At 62.7% G+C, this 18215-nt stretch carries 17 protein-coding genes and 1 pseudogene; 11 read left to right on the top strand and 7 right to left on the bottom strand.

Annotated elements, in window-relative coordinates:
• Positions 1-27 precede the first annotated feature (27 nt).
• Positions 28-597, bottom strand: coding sequence for a methylated-DNA--[protein]-cysteine S-methyltransferase (locus tag X743_RS146465; protein ID WP_031258132.1), 570 nt, complete (start codon positions 595-597; stop codon positions 28-30).
• Positions 598-777: 180 nt separating this feature from the next.
• On the opposite strand from X743_RS146465, the gene X743_RS146460 reads away from it, so the two are divergent.
• The 6 genes from X743_RS146460 (at position 778) to X743_RS146435 (ending at position 6085) form a co-directional block, all read left to right on the top strand.
• Positions 778-1734, top strand: coding sequence for a lytic transglycosylase domain-containing protein (locus X743_RS146460; RefSeq protein WP_023767614.1), 957 nt, complete (start codon positions 778-780; stop codon positions 1732-1734).
• A gap of 5 nt (positions 1735-1739) precedes the next feature.
• Positions 1740-2228, top strand: a complete 489-nt coding sequence (locus X743_RS146455; protein ID WP_023767615.1) for a GNAT family N-acetyltransferase — start codon at positions 1740-1742, stop codon at positions 2226-2228.
• A gap of 175 nt (positions 2229-2403) precedes the next feature.
• Positions 2404-3630 (top strand): ABC transporter substrate-binding protein, encoded by a 1227-nt coding sequence (locus X743_RS146450; protein WP_198028484.1) that lies wholly within the window; start codon positions 2404-2406, stop codon positions 3628-3630.
• Positions 3631-3680: 50 nt separating this feature from the next.
• On the top strand, positions 3681-4595 hold the full coding sequence (locus tag X743_RS146445; RefSeq protein WP_051508590.1) for a sugar ABC transporter permease: 915 nt from the start codon (positions 3681-3683) through the stop codon (positions 4593-4595).
• Between the two features lies 1 nt (position 4596).
• On the top strand, positions 4597-5421 hold the full coding sequence (locus X743_RS146440) for a carbohydrate ABC transporter permease (RefSeq protein WP_031258133.1): 825 nt from the start codon (positions 4597-4599) through the stop codon (positions 5419-5421).
• A 100-nt stretch (positions 5422-5521) separates the two neighbouring features.
• On the top strand, positions 5522-6085 hold the full coding sequence (locus X743_RS146435) for a DUF4142 domain-containing protein (protein ID WP_023767619.1): 564 nt from the start codon (positions 5522-5524) through the stop codon (positions 6083-6085).
• A 38-nt stretch (positions 6086-6123) separates the two neighbouring features.
• On the opposite strand, the gene X743_RS146430 is transcribed toward X743_RS146435, so the two are convergent.
• Positions 6124-6462: a hypothetical protein gene (locus X743_RS146430; RefSeq protein WP_031258134.1), complete on the bottom strand. Its 339-nt coding sequence runs from the start codon at positions 6460-6462 to the stop codon at positions 6124-6126.
• 138 nt (positions 6463-6600) lie between these two features.
• On the opposite strand from X743_RS146430, the gene X743_RS146425 reads away from it, so the two are divergent.
• The 3 genes from X743_RS146425 (at position 6601) to X743_RS146415 (ending at position 8793) form a co-directional block, all read left to right on the top strand.
• Complete coding sequence (locus tag X743_RS146425; protein ID WP_031258135.1) at positions 6601-7338, top strand: DUF899 family protein; 738 nt, start codon at positions 6601-6603, stop codon at positions 7336-7338.
• A 329-nt stretch (positions 7339-7667) separates the two neighbouring features.
• Positions 7668-8132, top strand: coding sequence for a cupin domain-containing protein (locus tag X743_RS146420; protein ID WP_023767622.1), 465 nt, complete (start codon positions 7668-7670; stop codon positions 8130-8132).
• A 268-nt stretch (positions 8133-8400) separates the two neighbouring features.
• Positions 8401-8793 (top strand): RidA family protein, encoded by a 393-nt coding sequence (locus X743_RS146415; RefSeq protein ID WP_023767623.1) that lies wholly within the window; start codon positions 8401-8403, stop codon positions 8791-8793.
• 167 nt (positions 8794-8960) lie between these two features.
• On the opposite strand, the gene X743_RS146410 is transcribed toward X743_RS146415, so the two are convergent.
• From X743_RS146410 to X743_RS146395, 4 genes are all read right to left on the bottom strand, one after another.
• Complete coding sequence (locus tag X743_RS146410) at positions 8961-10439, bottom strand: hypothetical protein (RefSeq protein ID WP_023767624.1); 1479 nt, start codon at positions 10437-10439, stop codon at positions 8961-8963.
• Between the two features lie 153 nt (positions 10440-10592).
• Positions 10593-14096 carry a carbamoyl-phosphate synthase large subunit gene (carB, locus tag X743_RS146405; protein ID WP_023767625.1) on the bottom strand — a complete coding sequence of 1168 codons (3504 nt, stop codon included), beginning with the start codon at positions 14094-14096 and terminating at the stop codon, positions 10593-10595.
• 284 nt (positions 14097-14380) lie between these two features.
• Positions 14381-15271 carry an SH3 domain-containing protein gene (locus tag X743_RS146400; RefSeq protein ID WP_031258137.1) on the bottom strand — a complete coding sequence of 297 codons (891 nt, stop codon included), beginning with the start codon at positions 15269-15271 and terminating at the stop codon, positions 14381-14383.
• A 148-nt stretch (positions 15272-15419) separates the two neighbouring features.
• The gene (locus tag X743_RS146395) at positions 15420-16175 is read right to left on the bottom strand and encodes a metallophosphoesterase family protein (protein WP_023767627.1); all 756 of its coding nucleotides are present in this window, start codon (positions 16173-16175) and stop codon (positions 15420-15422) included.
• A 239-nt stretch (positions 16176-16414) separates the two neighbouring features.
• On the opposite strand from X743_RS146395, the gene X743_RS146390 reads away from it, so the two are divergent.
• Positions 16415-16885, top strand: coding sequence for a nucleoside deaminase (locus tag X743_RS146390; RefSeq protein ID WP_023767628.1), 471 nt, complete (start codon positions 16415-16417; stop codon positions 16883-16885).
• A 467-nt stretch (positions 16886-17352) separates the two neighbouring features.
• Here X743_RS146390 and X743_RS146385 read toward each other — a convergent pair whose 3' ends face one another.
• Positions 17353-17706, bottom strand: a complete 354-nt coding sequence (locus X743_RS146385) for a helix-turn-helix transcriptional regulator (protein WP_023767629.1) — start codon at positions 17704-17706, stop codon at positions 17353-17355.
• Between the two features lie 209 nt (positions 17707-17915).
• Here X743_RS146385 and X743_RS146380 point away from each other — a divergent pair.
• A pseudogene (locus X743_RS146380) lies at positions 17916-18191 on the top strand (MFS transporter); the annotation flags it as partial.
• Between the last annotated feature and the right edge of the window lie 24 nt (positions 18192-18215).

The following is an 18215-nucleotide window of genomic DNA, read 5'->3' on the forward strand; positions in this document are numbered from 1 at the left end:
CCTTTGCGTGCTGCCTTGACCGCCGGTTCAGAAGCCGAACGAGACCTGCGTCGGCGGCGGCGGGCCGACGCGCACGCCTTCCATGGCCAGCATCTTTTCCTTGGTGACCGAGCCGCCGGGTGCCGAGAAGCCGCCGATCTTGCCGCCGGCGGCCAGGATGCGGTGGCAGGGGATGACCAGCGGCACCGGATTGGCGCCGAGGGCAGCACCCGTTTCGCGCGGCAGGCCGGCATGGCCGGCGCGCTTGGCGAGTTCGCCATAGGTGGTGGTTTGCCCATAGCTGAGCTTCCGCGCCGCGTCGTAAATGGCGAGGCGGAAATCGTCGACGCCGTCGAGATCGACCGGTACGCCGGTGAAATCGACGTCCTCGCCTGCGGCATAGGCCTTGATCGAAGCGATCAGGTCGACCACCCATGGCGGCTGGGCCGTGGAGGCGGAAACGCCGGCATGGCGCATCAGCCGCCGCTCCACCGCTTCGCGGCTGCGTTCGGGCAGGCAGAGCCGGATCAGGCCCTTTTCGCTCCAGGCGATGCCCATGAAACCGATCACTGTTTCTAACACTGCGTGGCCGGCTGTGATCGAAGATGACGTTTCCATGATGCACTCCTTTCCGCAAACCGGCGCAATCCGGGATTCCCGCCGGTACATATCAGGAACAATATGGCATCGTCGCCCGCGTCTCGCCACCCGAAAACCACCTGATCGCCCTGATTGCCGGTGGTGAATCGCTGGTGTAAGGGATTTCTTAACACCCGACGAAACGGACCCGAGCGCGGCTTGCCAGCAAAACTGAACCTTATCGCGATCGGCGTGATCGTCGCCGCTGCCGGCCTTAGCGGCTGCACGTCGACCTCGCAGATGAAGGCGGCGCCATCCCTGACCGAAACCGCTGAAGTTGCCGGCAGCGATGCAGGTTTCACGGTGCCGTTGCCGGACACGGTTTCGGTGCTGCCGCAATCCTCTGGCATCGCGCCCGTCCAGGCAGCCGAACTGACGTCTGGCGTGGCCGCGCCGGGTCTCGATCCCGCTGCCGCGGCGACCGCTGCCTTTGCCGGAGCGACGCCAACCGCGCCGGCCGTGCCGGCGGTGATGACCGCCAATGCCTGGCAGGCGCCGCCCCCGTCCAAGGCAGGTCAGGAGTCCAAGGCCGGCCAAGCGGCCAAGGCGGCAGAGACATACACGACCGCGGGGCTCGTCGTGCCCGCAGTCGCCAAGGATGGCCTGAAAACCATGCCCGGCGTGCAGCAGGTGGCCTATGTCGTGCCGCAGAATCCGGCTGCCCTGGTGCAGTTCCCGTCCGCGCCGGTCGATCCGGCCGCCCCGGCGCAGGAAGAGCGCACCGGCATGCGCGGTGACGTCGACCGGCTGATCGTCAAATACGCCGCCCTTTACCAGGTGCCGGTGGATTTGGTGCGCCATGTCGTCAACCGGGAAAGCACCTTCAATCCCAAGGCCTACAACAACGGCCATTGGGGTCTGATGCAGATCAAGCACGCGACGGCGCGCGGCATGGGCTATGACGGACCGGCCAAGGGCCTGTTCGACGCCGAGACCAACCTCAAATACGCGGTCAAATATCTGCGTGGCGCCTGGCTGGTGTCGGACGGCAATGCCAAGAAGGCCGACTGGCTCTACCAGACCGGCTATTATTTCGACGCCAAGCGCAAGGGCCTGCTCGAGGCGACGGGCCTCGGCACCGACCGCAAGCGGCAGCGCCTGCAGCCCGACGCCTGAGCGTCATGCCTGAACCGCGCCCGCCGGCCCCTGACGACATCCGGCTGCGCAAGATCCTCGACGAGACGCTCGTTGTACCGCACTGGCCGGAGGGTTTCACCATGCGCTCGTTTGAGCCCGGTGACGCGCTGCCCCTGCATGCGCTGCTCGGCGACGTGTTCGACGACGGCGCCGACGGTCCGTTCGACGAATGGTGGCCGCGCATATCCGGTGATCCCGAATTCGACCCCGCGCTTTGTTTCCTCGTCATCGACGCCAAGGGCCGGCTGGCGGCGGCGGCGCTTTGCTGGACGCGCGCTTTCGTCAAGGATCTCGCCGTCCATCCTGAGGCGCGCGGCCGGGGCATAGCGGAAGCACTGATGTGGCACGTCTTCTCCGCCTTTCGCGATCGCGGCGCCGACCATGTCGACCTCAAGACCAACACGGTCGAGAACGCCGCCGCCGTGCGGCTCTATGAGCGGCTGGGGATGATGCCTGTCGCCTGGGAGGGCTAGCTTCCGATCGGCCCGATCGCTGGTTGCGCGATGACTCGGGAACCCAAAGCGTCGCTTTGCATTCATTGAACGGTGGGGACTGACGAACTGCCGGCGTGTCCGCGTCGCCAGCTCAGCATGGAGATCCCCCATCGTGAAGCTTTTCCATGCATTTCTGGCGTTGGCGGTCACCGTCATGCTGGGAACCGTTCCAGTGCGGGCCGTCGATTTGTCGATCGTGTCGGGCGACACCGGCAACGGCATCAAGGTGCTGCGCGAAATCCTCGACCGCTACGAGAAAGAAAGCGGCAACAAGGTCTCCATCGTCGTCATGCCGTCGTCCGGGACCGACCAGTTCGGCCAGTACCGGCTGTGGCTTGCCGCCGGAAACAGCGACATCGACATCTACCAGACCGATGTCATCTGGGCACCGCAGCTTGCCAGCCAGCTCGTGGATTTGACCGCGGCGACGCGGGATGTCGTGGGCGCGCATTTCCCCTCGATAATCCGGTCGCAGACCGTCAACGGCAAGCTCGTCGCCCTACCGATTTTCACCGATGCCCCGGCGCTCTACTACCGCAAGGATCTCCTCGACAAATACGGCGCCAAGGTGCCGGCCACCTGGAAGGAGCTGGGCGATACCGCGAAGCTGGTGATGGACAAGGAACGTGCCGCCGGCAATCGCGATATCTGGGGCTTCGTTTTCCAGGGCAATGCCTATGAGGGGCTGACCTGCAACGCGCTCGAATGGGTGATGTCGAATGGCGGCGGCCAGATCATCGAGCCCGACGGCACCGTCTCCATCAACAATCCCAAAGCGGCGGCGGCGCTCGACATGGCCAAGGGCTGGATCGGAACCATCGCGCCGCCCGGCGTGCTTGCCTACCAGGAGGAGGAATCGCGCGGCGTCTGGCAGACCGGCAACGCGGTCTTCATGCGCAACTGGCCCTATGCCTATGCGCTCGGCAACGGCGAGGGGTCGCCGATCAAGGGCAAGTTCGACGTGGCGCCGCTGCCGGCGGGCACGGGCGAGGGCGCCCGGCCGTTCGCGACGCTCGGCGGCTGGAACCTTGCCGTCTCCAAATATTCAAAGCATCCGGACGCGGCGATCGAGCTGGTCAAGTTCATCGCCTCGCCGGCGATGCAGAAATACCGCACGCTGAAGACATCCAACCTGCCGACCATCCAGGCGCTCTATGACGATGCCGACATCGCCAGGGAGCAGCCGATCGTTCCGCACTGGAAGCAGATCTTTCTCAATGCCGTGCCGCGTCCCTCGTCCGCGACAGGGATCAAGTACAACGAGGCGTCGAGCCAGTTCTGGAATGCCGTTCACAATACGCTGTCGGGCGACGGCGCCGCCGCTGACAATCTGGCGGATCTCGAAGCGACGCTGACCAGGCTGAAGGGCCGCGGCTGGTGAGCGCGGAGCCGGCAGGCGCCAGCCAGGCCGAGCGCCCGCGCTCCCGGCTGATGGCACAGCGCGTTCGCTCGGCGTGGCTGTTCCTGGCGCCGATGCTTCTGGTGCTGGCCGCCGCGGCCGGCTGGCCGCTTGCCCGAACGGTCTATTTCAGCTTCACCGACGCCTCGCTGGCCGATCTCGACGCGCGCCAGTGGGTCGGCTTCGCCAATTATTTCTCGGTGTTCAGCATGCCGAGCCGCCGCGTCCTCCATGACGGCCTGCTGGTCGATCCGGTGTGGTGGCGCGCCGTCTGGAACACGGTGCGCTTCGCGGCGATTTCGGTGAGCTGCGAGACGATCCTAGGCATGGTCGTGGCGCTGGTGCTCAATGCCGAATTCCCGGGCCGCGGCGTCGTCAGGGCGGCGATCCTGATCCCCTGGGCGATCCCGACCATCGTCTCGGCCAAGATGTGGCAGTGGATGCTGAACGAGCAGTTCGGCATCATCAATGTCGTGCTGATCAATTTCGGCCTGATCGACGGCAAGATCGCCTGGACGGCCAGCGCCGAAACCGCGATGGCGGCGGTGCTGATCGTCGACATCTGGAAGACGACGCCGTTCATGGCGCTGCTCATCCTGGCCGCATTGCAGATGCTGCCGCGCGAGATCATCGAGGTCGCCAAGCTCGACGGCGCCAATCCATGGCAGATCTTCTGGCGGGTGACCTTGCCGCTGATCCGCCCGGCGGTGATGGTGGCGGTGATCTTCCGCGCGCTCGATGCGCTGCGCATCTTCGACCTGATCTATGTGCTGACGCCCAACAATGTGCATACCAAGTCGATGTCGGTGTTCGCCCGCGAGAACCTGTTCGAGTTCGACAAGTTCGCTTATGGCTCGGCCGCCTCGACGCTGCTCTTCCTGATCCTGGCCCTGCTCACCATCGCCACCATCCGGATCGGCCGCGTCAGCCTGGATGGAGGCCGCTGAAATGTGGCTCCTCAAGCGCGGGGCTTTTTACCTGCTGGTCGCGGGGATCGTCTTCGTCGCGGTGTTCCCGTTCTATTACGCCATCGTCACCAGCCTGAAGTCAGGCACCGAGCTGTTCCAGGCCGACCTCTGGCCAAAGACGTTCAGCCTGGCCAACTACCGCAACGTGCTGACCGAGGGCAGCTTCGTGCGCAACTTGGTGAACTCGCTGTTCGTTTCGGGCGCGGTCGTGGCACTCTCCCTGTTCCTGGGCGTCACCGCGGCCTACGCGCTGGCGCGCATCCGCTTCCGTGGCCGCTCGGCCCTGCTGTTCGCCATCCTGTCGGTGTCGATGTTCCCGCAGGTGGCGGTGCTGGCCGGGCTGTTCGAACTGGTGCGCCTGTTCGGCCTCTACAATTCGCTGTTCGCGCTGATCTTTTCCTACATGATCTTCACGCTGCCGTTTACCGTCTGGGTGCTCACCGCCTTCGTGCGCGACCTGCCGGTCGAGGTCGAGGAGGCGGCGATCCTCGACGGCGCGACGCCGTGGATCATCATCACGCGGATCTTCCTGCCGCTGATGTGGCCGGCGCTGGCGACCACAGGGCTGCTCGCCTTCATCGGGGCCTGGAACGAGTTCCTGTTTGCGCTGACCTTCACCTCCAACAACGCGCAGCGCACCGTGCCGGTGGCGATCGCGCTGCTGTCCGGCAATTCGCAGTTCGAGATCCCGTGGGGCAACATCATGGCCGCGTCGGTGATCGTCACCGTGCCGCTGGTGGTGCTGGTGCTGATCTTCCAGCGCAAGATCGTCTCCGGCCTGACCGCCGGCGGGGTGAAGGGGTGAGGGGGCCGATCAATCGACAACGATTTGTCGATCGAGGCGAACCGCACGGCTCGTGCGGCGTTGAGTTGGCAGAGGGACCATTCCGGATCGGAGATTTCAGATGAAAACGCTTCTGACCGCGACCGCCGCAGCCTTGCTGGCCTGCGCGCCGGCAGCCCTTGCGCAAACGAACGGCACCAAATCCACCGAAGTCGCGCCGCTGGTGGCCGACAGCAAGGTCGACACCCAGACCTTCGTCACCACCGTGCCCAACGCCAACGAGTTCGAAATCCAGTCGAGCAAGCTGGCCGAGCAGAAATCCGCATCGGCCGGCGTCAAGGCCTTCGCAGGCCAGATGATCAAGGACCACATCAAGGCCGGCGAGGATTTCAAAACGGCGCTGAGCCAGGGCCAGACCACGGCTTCGATCAAGCCGGCCGGACCGGCGCTGCAGCCCAAGGAGCAGCGGATGCTCGACGAACTGAAGGGCGCGAGCGGCAAGGATTTCGACACAAAATACATCATGATGCAGACCGAAGCGCACAAGCAGGCGGTCGCGCTGTTCAGCACCTACGCCAAGTCGGGCGACGACCCGACGATGAAGGAGTTTGCCAAGAAGACGCTGCCGGTGCTGAAGATGCACGAAAAGCATGTGAAGGAACTGGCCGCCGCGCATCAGGGATGACGGCCTTGCCTGTCGGGGGGTGACGGCCCGGTTGTCGGTCAGATATCGGGCGCGTTGCCGATCTTCTTCTTGAGCTCCAGCGCCCAGGCGCGGCCTTCGTCGCCGCCCCACAGCAGCCAGGCGATGTGGCCTGCCGAGGGGTTTTGCTCGTTGCCGTAGTTCTTGCCGCGCTTGTCGACCTCGTGGCGGGCGAAGTAGCTGACCATGCGGCGGATGGTGGAAGGGGCGAGCTTCTCGCGGTTCTTCAGTTCTGTCGCCCGCGCGACACCGATCTCGGTGCCGCCACGGCCGAACTGCTGGCGCAGCCGGAGGCCCTTGGCGGCATTGTCGGCCACCACTTGCGGGCAGCGCAGGTCGATCTCTTCGTCTTCTTGCATGGATGTCCCCGGAGCGGTGGCGAACAGATACATTGGTATGCCGCCCCGTACAAATTGTCGGGACCGGTCGTCGCAAAACGTCCTTGGGTCGCAGAGCAACCGCGCCGGGACGCCGGCGCGACGACGAAGGAGCCCACCATGATCACCTTTCCCAACGAATCCGCCAGATACCGCACCGCTCGCGAAAAGCTCTTGAAGAAGGAAATCGAGCTGCGCCGCGCCATGGAAGCCGTGGCCGAGGCGCGCCGCGCGCTGCCGCCGGGCGGGCTGATCAGCCAAGATTACGTGTTCGATGCGCTCGATGCCGATGGCAGGCCGGCCAAGGTCAAACTGTCGGAGCTGTTCGCGCCTGGGAAGGACACGCTCATCCTTTATCAAATGATGTTTCCCCGCCATCCGCAGGAAACGCGCGATGTCGCCACCAGCGGCGGTACGGCCAAGCTCGCCCGGCCGGACCAGCCATGCCCGTCCTGCACGGCGCTGCTCGACCAGTTCGACGGCGCCGTCGGGCATCTCCAGGCCGCCGGTTTCAACTTCGCCGTGGTGGCCAAGACCGCGCTGGAAAACCTGGTGACGCTCGGCCGCGACCGTGGCTGGAAGAACATGCGGCTGCTGTCGTCGGCCAACAACAGCTTCAAGCGCGACTACAATGCGGAGACCGCCGACGGCGCGCAACTCCCGCTGCTCTCGGTGTTCCGCCGCGATGGTGACGCTATCCGCCATTTCTGGTCGTCCGAACTCGGCTTCGCGCCGACCGACCCCGGCCAGGACCCGCGTGCCATCGGCACCTGCGAGATCCTGTGGAACCTGATGGATTTTACGCCGGAGGGAAGGCCGAACTGGGATGAGCAGCTGCAGTATGGGTGTTGTCATTAGGAGCGGCTTTGCGGCGGTGCATGGAGTCCGCGAACGGTCCATGGTCGGTACCCTACGAGGCCCCCCTCTGTCCTGCCGGACATCTCCCCCTCAAGTGGGGAGATCGGCCATCATCCCGGGTTTCGCCAGTTTTCGACGTTTAAAAGAATGGCGCGTCGGCAAAGCTGCCAATCTCCCCACTTGAGGGGGAGATGTCCGGCAGGACAGAGGGGGGCGCCGTAGGGCGCGACGGCGGATGCTAGTCCTTGGCAACCAAGCGCCGCCGAGATGGCTCTGTGCCTCCGCCCGCCGCGAATTAAACTACCGCCATCAATCCCGAGGAAGCACCCATGCCCAAACTCGACCTTGTCACCGTGCCCGTCCGCCAAGGCTCCGGCTACCCCGCGCCCTTCGATGCCCCCTGCGCCACCCGCACGCGCCGTCGCCTGGGCGATGCCGGCGGGCTCACCGATTTCGGCGTCAATTTGATGACGCTCCCGCCCGGCGGCTGGTCGAGCCAGCGCCACTGGCACAGCCATGAGGACGAGCTCGTCTATGTGCTGGAAGGGGAACTGACGCTGGTCGAGGATGGCGGCGAGACGCTGCTCAAAGCGGGCGATAGTGCTGCCTTCGCCAAGAACAGCGGCAACGGCCACCACATGATCAACCGCTCGTCGGCAACCGCGCGCTATCTCGAAGTCGGCTCGCGCAATCCCGACGATGTCATCACCTGCTCCGACATCGACATGATGAGCCCGAGTTCCGATGGACGGTTTCTGCACAAGGACGGCACGCCATATCCGGGGCAGGGGTGAGGGGTTCTTCCCTTCTCCCCCTGTGGGAGAAGGTGGATTGCCGCAAAGCGGCAAGACGGATGAGGGGTGCTCCAGCGGAGTGAGGCGTTGGTGTTTTCTGGTTCGATCTCGTAATTGTTTGACGGTTCCGCCAAGCTGGAACACCCCTCATCCGACCCGGCGCTGACGCGCCGTGCCACCTTCTCCCACAAGGGGGAGAAGGGAAGAACTGCGCTGGCGTTCGGCGGCCGTCGCGGTAAGCTCCCTCCCAACCCAGGGGAGCATCACCATGAAAAAAGAAATCATCGAAGTACCGGTCATGTCGGACAAGGTGCGCTCACTCGGCCTGCCCTGTTCGACGGCGGTGAAAGCCAACGGTTTCGTCTTCATCTCGGCGACGCCGCCGGTGGACATGGTGACCGGCGAGATGGTGCGCGGCGACATCGAGGTGCAGACCGAGGCGTCGCTGAAGGCGCTGAAACACTGCCTGGAAGCGGCCGGCACCTCGCTGGACAATGTGGTGATGGTGCGCATCTACGCCGTCAACTCCGGCTTCTACAACGCCATAAACCGGGTTTACGCGAGGTACTTCGGCGTCAACCCGCCGGCGCGAAGTTTTGTGCCGGTGGCGTCGTGGCCGATGGAGTTTGATATTGAGATTGAGTGTGTGGCGGTGGCTTGACTCTCCTCTATCAAACTAGCGCTGGTTGAGGAGTGGCCGCTCATAAGCGTCTGCGCGACGTTCGCGAGCAACAGGGCGATTGCCACCATATTGATCAACCGGACGTCAGGTCCCTGGACAAGGATCGCACGCCTTATCCGGAGCATCGGCGATGTCTAGCAGAATGACTACTGACGGAATGTAGAACTGTCTTTATAGTTCCTCAATGAGTTAATTACATCGTTGACGTCTTGAGGCTGCAGGGCCCACCGGTATGCTGGGTGTGCCTCCCAATCATAGCCAAAATCGACAACCTCGTTAGCAAGAAACCTTGCTTGTTCAAAGTATTTTCTATCTATGTATTCGCCTTCCTCGCGTCTTGCAGTAATAAAATCAATCTTATACAGAAATTGTATAAGAGATTTTCCTGAAATTTGTCTGCCGTTTGTGAATGAAAGTGTTGCTCCGCGCATTATTTCGGACAATTTCCTTGAGAGCTTATCTGTAGCGTAAACGTAATTTTCCGAAGTCTTTTTTTGAAATCGAGTCGGCCTCATACCAAGGAGTAACTTATTAATACTCGGCATCTCGGTTTTGAATTCATTTATCGTGTCCTGAAGTCGTTCTTCAGAATATGATGCAAACGAATCGTCCAGGTCTTTCGAGGTTATGACAAGATGGCCTCTAGTAAAAGCGATTTTTGCGGCGCCGCTCATCAATTTAACCAAGTCTCTTGGCCTTTTGCGGATAAGCGAAAGTATAACGTTATGGATTGGGCGGTCGCTCCAGTGGCCTCGGCCGACAAAGCGGGGCTCAATGACCTTAGAAAGTATGTTGTCGGATATACTCTTCTGGGACATCTGATCTATATCGGATTGCCGGAGCGTGGTTTTGAAAAATGTTTCAATTCTCTTGGCGGCAAGAGAAAGTACCTCGTGGTTCGTCCAAGTCAACCATATAATATTGTTTTCGATCTTGTCGGTAGATTCGTCTGAGGTTCTGACTAAAAAATATACATCGGTACGCAACCCGACTCGAAATCTAATGCCCTTCTCTTCTCCCGAGATGTCTCGTATTGCATTGAGCAAGGCAGAAATCCCTCGAATGTCTTTATCAAGAGCCGCCCAACCCCTGTCGATGTCATCAATGTATATATGAATTATCTTCTTAGAAATAAATTGTTTTATCACCATCTCGCTAGTTTTTGGAACGAATCTTTCTGCATATTGCTGAAATACTGAAGTTAATGATCCAATAAACGTCGATGCCTTGGAGTATATGGCGCCGTCAATCTCTTTTTGTGTATCGCCTCCAGTGAAATCATCTATTATCTTCTTTGCAACAACTCTAAGTATTCCTCGCTTCCACGCTTCTATCTGTTGGTTGAAGTCTCCCGTATCTTTTATAGACGAGAGTTCGGTGAGATCACTGGGCTGTATCCAAGCGCACATCTGGCCATTCTCGATATCATCAAGATATGACCTTTTTAGTAAAGCGCTTTTTCCAATTCCTTTATGGCCGACGAGCACTCGTATTGGTAGGCTGTTTCTAATATTTTCATACGTTTTGTTTATATAGAAGTATTCCTTCAAACGCTCCGGGTCTTCGTTCTCTGCGGCTTCAGCGCCAAACAGACGTTCAATGTTTTCATCATTGAAAACCGGCATCTTATATCCCCGCCAATGCGAACCAACTTTCCGCAGTTTGTACTTTAAGTGAATGAAAGAAAAGAAGGAGCCGTGGATTTTTCTTAGCCTAGAGGTTGCTCAGACGCGGTTAGCGCTACCAGCGAAACCAACCTGTTTAGGTATCCACCCGCATCACGCAAAATACTCCTGCAGCGGCCGAACCTCCAAACTCCCCGCCTTCAGCGCCGCAATCGCCTCCGCCACCGCAGCCGCACCCGACAGCGTGGTGTAATACGGCACCTTCTGCATCAGCGTTGCCCGCCGCAGCGACTTCGAGTCCGACACTGCCTTCTGGCCATCCGTCGTGTTGAAGACGATCTGGACCTGGCGGTTGCGGATGGCGTCTTCGATGTGGGGGCGGCCTTCGAGGACCTTGTTGATCTTTTCGGCGACGACGCCGTTTTCGGCGAGGAAGCGTTGGGTGCCGGAGGTGGCCAGCACCTTGAAGCCGAGGCCGGCGAGGCGTTTCACTGCCGGCAGGATGCCTTTCTTGTCCTCGTCGCGCACGGAGACGAACAGCGTGCCGGAGCGGGGCAGGTCGACGCCGGCGCCGAGCTGGCTCTTGGCGAAGGCCAGCGCGAAGTCGCGATCGAGGCCCATGACCTCGCCGGTCGAGCGCATTTCCGGGCCGAGCAGTATGTCGACGCCGGGGAAGCGGGCGAAGGGGAAGACGGCTTCCTTGACGGCGATGTGGCCGGGATTCCTGGGGTCTGGCATGGCGCCATAATGGGCGAAGGCGTCTTCGAGGCTCTCGCCGGCCATGATGCGGGCGGCGATCTTGGCTATCGGGCGCCCGATGGTCTTGGCGACGAAGGGCACGGTGCGTGACGCGCGCGGGTTGACCTCCAGCACATAGACCGTGCCGTCCTTGATCGCGTACTGCACGTTCATCAGCCCGCCGACATTGAGCGCGCGGGCAAGGGCGGCCGTCTGGCGCTCCAGCTCGTCGACGAGCTCCGAAGGCAGCGAGTGCACCGGCAGCGAGCAGGCACTGTCGCCCGAATGGATACCGGCCTCCTCGATATGCTCCAGAATGCCGGAGACGAAGGTCGCCTTGCCATCGCAGAGGCAGTCGACATCGACCTCGATGGCGCCCGAGAGATAAGTGTCGAACAGCAGCGGGTTCTTGCCCAGCAGCGTGTTGATCTGGCCGGTCTTGTCGTTGGGGTATTTCTGCTTGATGTCCTCCGGCACCAGGCCGGGCACGGTGTCGAGCAGGTAGGATTGCAGCATGCTCTCGTCATGGATGATCTGCATGGCGCGGCCGCCGAGCACATAGGACGGGCGCACCACCAGCGGGAAGCCGAGCTCGCCGGCGACGAGGCGGGCCTGCTCGACCGAATAGGCGATGCCGTTCTTCGGCTGGCTGAGGTTGAGCTTGTGCAGCAGCTTCTGGAAGCGGTCGCGGTCCTCCGCCAGATCGATCATGTCGGGCGAGGTGCCGAGGATCGGGATGCCGGCCTTCTCCAGCGCGTCCGCCAGCTTCAGCGGCGTCTGGCCGCCGAACTGGACGATGACGCCGACCAGTTCGCCCGAGGCCTGCTCGGCGCGCAGGATCTCCAGCACGTCCTCCGCCGTCAGCGGTTCGAAGTAGAGCCGGTCCGAGGTGTCGTAGTCGGTCGAGACGGTCTCGGGGTTGCAGTTGATCATGATCGCTTCATAGCCGGCATCGCGCAGCGCAAACGCCGCGTGGCAGCAGCAATAGTCGAACTCGATGCCCTGGCCGATGCGGTTCGGCCCGCCGCCGAGGATGACCACCTTCTTGCGCGACGAGACCTGGGCCTCGTTGGCGAGCGCGCCTGCGAACGGCACTTCATAGGTGGAGTACATGTAGGCGGTCGGCGAGGCGAACTCGGCGGCGCAGGTGTCGATGCGCTTATAAACTGGATGAACGTCGAGTTTTTCGCGAATCTTCTGAATCACTTCGGCGTCGGTCTTCGTCAGCGACGCGAGGCGGGCATCGGAGAAGCCCATCGCCTTCAGCATGCGCAGATTGACGGCGTCCTGCGGAATGCCGTGCTCGCGGATGCGGGCTTCCATGGAGAGGATGCCGGCGATCTGTTCGAGAAACCACGGGTCGATCTTGCACATGGCGTGCACGTCTTCCAGCGAGGTGCCCATGCGGATCGCCTGCGCCACCATGCGCAGCCGGTCCGGCGTTGGGGTGCCCAAGGCGGCGCGGATGGCGTTGCGGTCGTCGACATGGCTGGCAACTGCCGCCCCGTGGCCGAGGCCGGGGATCTCGATCTCGTCGAGGCCGGTGAGGCCGGTCTCCAGCCCCCGCAGCGCTTTCTGCAGCGATTCCTGGAAGGTGCGGCCGATGGCCATCACTTCGCCGACCGACTTCATGGCGGTGGTCAGCACCGGCTCGGCGCCGGGGAATTTCTCGAAGGCAAAACGCGGGATCTTGGTCACCACGTAATCGATCGACGGCTCGAACGAGGCGGGCGTGGCGCCGCCGGTGATGTCGTTCTCCAGCTCGTCCAGCGTGTAGCCGACGGCGAGTTTGGCGGCGATCTTGGCGATCGGGAAGCCGGTCGCCTTGGAGGCGAGCGCGGAGGAGCGCGAGACGCGCGGGTTCATCTCGATCACCACCAGCCGGCCATCGGCCGGGTTGACGGCGAACTGCACGTTGGAGCCGCCGGTCTCGACGCCGATCTCGCGCAGCACCGCGAGCGAGGCGTTGCGCATCATCTGGTATTCCTTGTCGGTCAAGGTCAGCGCCGGGGCGACGGTGATGGAGTCGCCCGTGTGCACGCCCATCGGGTCGATGTTCTCGATTGAGCAGACGATAATGCAGTTATCCGCTTTGTCGCGGACAACCTCCATCTCATACTCCTTCCAGCCGAGCACGCTTTCCTCGATCAGCACTTCGGTGGTCGGCGAGGCATCGAGGCCGGACTGGACGATGTCGTAGAATTCGGCGCGGTTGTAGGCGATGCCGCCGCCGGTGCCGCCCATGGTGAAGGACGGGCGGATGATGGCCGGCAGGCCGACATGGTCGAGCGCCTGGGCGGCGATCGCCATGGCGTGGCTGATATAGCGCTGCTTGCGGTCGCCTTCGCCGAGGTTCCAGCGTGTCTCCAGCGCATCCAGCGCGGTGTCGAGATCGGCCGGCTTCTCGGCCTTGAGCGCGGCGCGCTCGGCCTCATGGGTCTTGCGGTCGGCGTTCTTGACGTCGGTGGCGTTGGCCAGCATCGACTTCGGCGTTTCCAGGCCGATCTTGCTCATCGCCTCGCGAAACAGCGCGCGATCCTCGGCCTTGTCGATTGCCGTGGCGTCGGCGCCGATCATCTCGACATTGTAGCGCTCGAGCACGCCCATGCGGCGCAGCGACAGAGCGGTGTTGAGCGCGGTCTGGCCGCCCATGGTCGGCAGCAGCGCGTCGGGCCGCTCCTTGGCGATGATCTTGGCGACGACTTCCGGCGTGATCGGCTCGATATAGGTGGCGTCGGCCAGTTCCGGGTCGGTCATGATGGTGGCCGGGTTGGAATTGACCAGGATGACGCGGAAGCCTTCTTCCTTGAGCGCCTTGCAGGCCTGGGTGCCGGAATAATCGAACTCGCAGGCCTGGCCGATGACGATGGGGCCGGCCCCGATGATCAGGATCGACTTGATGTCAGTGCGTCTTGGCATGGGTTCGGATTCCGTTCGGCGAGCGGCTTACACGAAAAACCGGGACGGGAAGACCCGGCCGGTTGTGCTTGCGATTCTGGTATCAGGCTAGGAGGGCCTTATAGGGAAGAGTTTTGTCGGATGTAACCCCGAAAATGAGGAGTAGGGCAGTAGGGCAGTAGGGCAGTAGGGGGAGCAGTCAAGGCAACTTCACATACTGCCTTACTGCCCTACTNAGTAGGGCAGTAGGGCAGTAGGGCAGTAGGGGGAGCAGTCAAGGCAACTTCACATACTGCCTTACTGCCCTACTGCCCTATTCCCTTTGTTCCAAACGCCACCGCATCCGTGATCTCGAAACGCTCGGCCTCGCCGATGCGGATCATGTTGAGGCTGCCCTCGCGGGTGAAGCGGAAATTGCCGTCGGCGTCCGAGCCGGCCGGCCGGCCGGCGTCGAAGGCGATGACACGCGTGCCGCCATCGGGCCAGGTCACGGTCACTTCGGCCTTGTCGGTGGCCTTGCGCACGACGGTTGCCGCGCACCGCGTCATCGGCTGGCCGACCTTGCGGGCGCAGGGAATATCGATGCCGCCGCCAGAGGCAAGAGCGTCGGGCTGGGGCGGGAGTTCCGCGACGGTCTGCTTATCGACGGGTGCAGCCGCGGCGGGGTCGGCAACCGCCCCGGCCGGCGGGGTCTCAGCCGCCAGAGCCAGGCCATAGGCATCCTGCATGGCGGTCTCGGCAACGGATTTCATCGGCGGTTCGGCGGCGTGAGCCGCCTCGCCCAGCCGTGCCGTCAGATCAGGCGTTGGCGGAGGGGCGGCGGCATCGCCGGCAGGCGCATCCGCCGTCTGGTCCAGATCGGACACGGTCGCCGGATTGAGGGGAACGAGATAGCGCGCGGGAGCCCAGCCGGTGGCCTTGGGATTTTCGGACTCGACCTTGCACCAGGGGTGCCCGTCAATGTCGTTGCAGCCAAGGTTGCGTACGCTTGCGCCGCCGGCCAGGCGGGCCTCGGTCTTGCCGATCGCCGATGGCTTGGCGCGGATATTCAGCAGGTCGTCGGGGGCAAGCCCGGTGACGACCGAAATGAAGTCTTCGGCATGGACAGGGACAACGGCCGGCCACGCCGCGATCAGCAGCGGAACGGCGATCAGCGCCTGCAAACTTGTTCGGAGCGTAACTGTGCGCCTCATCATTTGGCCGTGCGCCGATATTCGAGACATCATGCCGCGACAGTCCCGCCGCATGCCCGGCCGGTTTTATAGGGGACGACGGGCCGCCATGTAAGTCCGAAAATTGTGGCGAAGCTGGTGCCGGTCGATCGCTGGGAGGCTGGCCTCGCGGTTACGGCATGAAGCCGGTGCGCAAGCCGTGGGCCCATTCCGGCCGTCCCGCCTGCTCGGCCTGCCGTGCGGCCGCCTCGTGGTCGTAGTCGACGGCGATGGCCTCGAAACGGCCGGGCAGGCCGGCGCCGCCCAAGGTGACGACGCCGTAGCGGGCGTGCGGCGAGCCCTGCTCGGAGACATGCGCCGGCGGCGTTGAATCATCATAGGCGGGACAGCCGATGCTGCCGGGATTGAAGATGACTGGGCCATCGGGAACACGGACCAGCTCGGCGCGGTGGCTGTGGCCGCACAGCGCAATACGGCAGGCCGGGTCGAGCGCCGTCAGCCGGCGCCGGATCGCCGCCAGCGGCGCGCGCACCAACTGGCCATCGACGATCGCGTCGGTGAGATATTTCTCGTCATGATCGGGGCGGGCGTGGAAGGCGACGACGCCGGGTGCGATCTCGAGGGTGAGGGGTTGCGCGAAGAGTGCCTCGCGCTGCGGCTGCGTCAGCCGCTCCTGCGCGTAGACGTCCGAGGGCCACATCTCGTCATTGGGAGGGTCGGCCGCGACGCGGCGGTCGTGGTTGCCGCGCACCGTCGGCAGGTTCAGCGCCTGCAGCCTTGCAAACGTCTCGCGCGGCCAGAGTGGGCCGGAAACGCTGTCGCCGAGATTGACGGTGAGATCGGCGCCGCCACGCCGCGCCAAATCCTCCAGCACGGCATCCAGCGCCAGTATGTTGCCGTGGATATCGGCGAGGACGGCTATGCGCATGCGGCGGGCTCCCTTGGCGCGGCCCCGTTGGAGGCCTTTCCGGCCCGTCTTCGTTATCAAGCCCCCGCCTTAACTATCAAGCCCCGGTTGTTGCTATCAGGCTCTTGAGATCGTTAGGGCTGGGACCACTGGGCAGCCCACCCGTGGCTATCGCGGAAGCACGCCATCTGCTAGCGTCCACGTCGTCCCGAAGTTAAGATGGGAATATCCGCTTAGACAGCCTCGAAAGGCACCAGGCGATGACCCGCGACCGGATGTTCGCCCACCTGCGCGCCGCCAATGACGTCGCGCGCGACGCCGCCGCGCACGGGCACCATCCTTTCGGCTGTGTGCTCGTCGGCCCCGACGATCGCATCCTCATGCGGCAAGGCAATATCAGCACCGTGCGCCACGCCGAAACCGAACTCGCCCGGCGTGCCGCGGACGCCTATCCGCCGGAATTCCTCTGGTCCTGCACGCTGGTCTCGACCGGCGAGCCCTGCGCGATGTGCACCGGAACGCTTTACTGGGCGAATATCGGCCGGCTGGTCTACGGCTTCGAGGAGACCAAGCTTCTGGCGCTCACTGGCGACCATGCCGAGAATCCGACGATGAACCTCGCGTCGCGCACGGTCCTTGCCTCCGGGCAGAAACCGATCGAGGTCCACGGCCCTTTCCCCGAGATGGAGGAAGAACTTCTCGCACCGCATATCGGTTTTTGGCAGCGCTAGTGGCGCCAGAACCTCAGATACGAGTTGCGAGCTATTTCGCGAAATAGCAGCAGAGGCGTCGGGCCGAAAGACGCGGTCGGCCCTTCAAAAAAGTTCTGGCTGCGTGGCAGGTTGCACTGGCGACTAGCTGTCCTATCGCCATTTGGTCAATTCTAGCTGGTACAGGCTTCGTGGGTGCCTTCTGCGTCGCCAGATATTAAGAGATGCAATCAGCGCAAAATATCCGAATATTGCAATCAGGGTCCACGCGACGCCAAGGCCGCTCATACAAGCGGCTACAAGAAGCGCAGACGCCACCACGGCCACAGCGTAATATAGGATCGACGCCCAGACGTATTTTTCCATTTGAGAGCTACGCATCGATCACTCCTGGCCCGAAAGTCCGATTCCCGAGAATGTGCTCGTCGAGCGACATGGACTTTCCACCCAACTTGGCCGTTGGTCAGCCTTCTGATCGAGTTTTGAGGCTACGCCGGAACTTCGATGTCGGGGCCGCCGACCGCTGGAAGGGCAGAGTTGCCAGCCGCGGCGATGACACTGTCGAGCAGGCCGGGGAAGCGGGCGTCGAGGTCGGCGCGGCGCAGCGTGATCATCCGGTTGGTGCCGACCACTTTGGTGCGGGTGACGCCGGCCTCGCGCAATTTGGCGAGGTGATAGCTCAAATTCGTCTTAGAACCGAGATCGAGGAACCGGCTGCAGTTCAGCGGTACGCCTTCCTTGCTGGCGAGATAGCGCACGATTGCAAGCCGCGTCGGGTCGCCGAGCACGCCGAGCACGATGGGCAGGCTGATCTGGTCCGTATTGGGGTGAGGCAGCGTCATGGCTGGAAACCTAAGCGCAGTTCGGGCCGATTTCAACGCATCCGTCCTCGCCTGCCCGTACACATTGTTTCTCCCGTTTCGACCCGTGCTGACCTTTTGTGCTGACACAGGGCTGTCAGGATGGTTCAGCTATTTTCCGCTGGCTTCATTGACATCATGCTCCGGTATGTCCAATTGTTCAATAACTCTTGAACTAAGGACACTTCCCTATGGATAAGCGTCTCTTCTGGCTCGCGCTCGGATCGTTCACGATCTCGACCGAGGGCTTCGTGATTTCCAGCCTTCTGCCCGACATCGCTGGGGATGCAGGCATTTCCATCCCGCTGGCGGGCACGCTGATCACTGCCTTCGCGCTAGCCTATGCGATCGGCACGCCGATCCTGGCGACGCTGACCGGCGAATGGGACCGGCGCCGCGTCATTCTGTGGACGCTGGTGTTCTTCGTCGTCGGCAACATCACCGCCGCCTTGAGTTCGTCCTTCGAAGAGATCGGAAGAGCACACGTCTGA

It is taken from the genome of Mesorhizobium sp. LNHC232B00, from assembly GCF_000502435.1.
Classification (GTDB): Bacteria; Pseudomonadota; Alphaproteobacteria; order Rhizobiales; family Rhizobiaceae; genus Mesorhizobium; species Mesorhizobium opportunistum.

Excerpts from the sequence above, each read along its gene's own strand:
- X743_RS146400 (WP_031258137.1), bottom strand. The coding sequence starts at position 15,271 with ATGATGAGGCGCACAGTTACGCTCCGAACAAGTTTGCAGGCGCTGATC.
- carB (WP_023767625.1), bottom strand. The coding sequence starts at position 14,096 with ATGCCAAGACGCACTGACATCAAGTCGATCCTGATCATCGGGGCCGGC.
- X743_RS146430 (WP_031258134.1), bottom strand. The coding sequence starts at position 6,462 with ATGCAAGAAGACGAAGAGATCGACCTGCGCTGCCCGCAAGTGGTGGCC.
- X743_RS146450 (WP_198028484.1), top strand. The coding sequence starts at position 2,404 with ATGCTGGGAACCGTTCCAGTGCGGGCCGTCGATTTGTCGATCGTGTCG.
- X743_RS146465 (WP_031258132.1), bottom strand. The coding sequence starts at position 597 with ATGGAAACGTCATCTTCGATCACAGCCGGCCACGCAGTGTTAGAAACA.
- X743_RS146445 (WP_051508590.1), top strand. The coding sequence starts at position 3,681 with ATGGCACAGCGCGTTCGCTCGGCGTGGCTGTTCCTGGCGCCGATGCTT.
- X743_RS146425 (WP_031258135.1), top strand. The coding sequence starts at position 6,601 with ATGATCACCTTTCCCAACGAATCCGCCAGATACCGCACCGCTCGCGAA.
- X743_RS146420 (WP_023767622.1), top strand. The coding sequence starts at position 7,668 with ATGCCCAAACTCGACCTTGTCACCGTGCCCGTCCGCCAAGGCTCCGGC.
- X743_RS146390 (WP_023767628.1), top strand. The coding sequence starts at position 16,415 with ATGACCCGCGACCGGATGTTCGCCCACCTGCGCGCCGCCAATGACGTC.
- X743_RS146410 (WP_023767624.1), bottom strand. The coding sequence starts at position 10,439 with ATGCCGGTTTTCAATGATGAAAACATTGAACGTCTGTTTGGCGCTGAA.
- X743_RS146455 (WP_023767615.1), top strand. The coding sequence starts at position 1,740 with ATGCCTGAACCGCGCCCGCCGGCCCCTGACGACATCCGGCTGCGCAAG.
- X743_RS146395 (WP_023767627.1), bottom strand. The coding sequence starts at position 16,175 with ATGCGCATAGCCGTCCTCGCCGATATCCACGGCAACATACTGGCGCTG.
- X743_RS146440 (WP_031258133.1), top strand. The coding sequence starts at position 4,597 with ATGTGGCTCCTCAAGCGCGGGGCTTTTTACCTGCTGGTCGCGGGGATC.
- X743_RS146415 (WP_023767623.1), top strand. The coding sequence starts at position 8,401 with ATGAAAAAAGAAATCATCGAAGTACCGGTCATGTCGGACAAGGTGCGC.
- X743_RS146385 (WP_023767629.1), bottom strand. The coding sequence starts at position 17,706 with ATGACGCTGCCTCACCCCAATACGGACCAGATCAGCCTGCCCATCGTG.
- X743_RS146435 (WP_023767619.1), top strand. The coding sequence starts at position 5,522 with ATGAAAACGCTTCTGACCGCGACCGCCGCAGCCTTGCTGGCCTGCGCG.